Below are 333 nucleotides of genomic sequence, written 5' to 3' on the forward strand. Positions count from 1 at the left end.
TGCCAAGTCTACATCTTCGCTATCACTTACCTCTTCGGTCTCATCTGAATCTGCAGTCGCTGTGTTGTCAATGTCGCCATCGCCTCCACCGTTGTTATCCAAGTCTGTCTGCGTAATCGCATACTGAGCGGTGATCGACTTAGCCTCTCCTGGCTGTAGCGTACCTACATTCGAATTCGTGCTCGTCAATGGATCGACAATCGTCACATTGTTCAAAGTCACATTTCCGTTGTTGGTCACCGTGATCTCGTAGTCAATGATATCGCCTGCCGCATTCAATATGCCGTCATTGGCAGCATCTACTGCTTCTACTGTCTTGTCTATCAACAGCTC

Annotated in this window: 1 protein-coding gene; it reads right to left on the bottom strand. The window is 48.3% G+C overall.

What is annotated here, in order from left to right; translation table 11 throughout:
* Positions 1-333 (bottom strand): DUF7507 domain-containing protein (locus QVH07_RS17705; protein WP_435367072.1); only part of this gene is annotated, 333 nt, incomplete at both ends.

Origin of the sequence: Algoriphagus sediminis (genome assembly GCF_030403435.1) — a bacterium.
GTDB classification, from domain to species: domain Bacteria; phylum Bacteroidota; class Bacteroidia; order Cytophagales; family Cyclobacteriaceae; genus Algoriphagus; species Algoriphagus sediminis.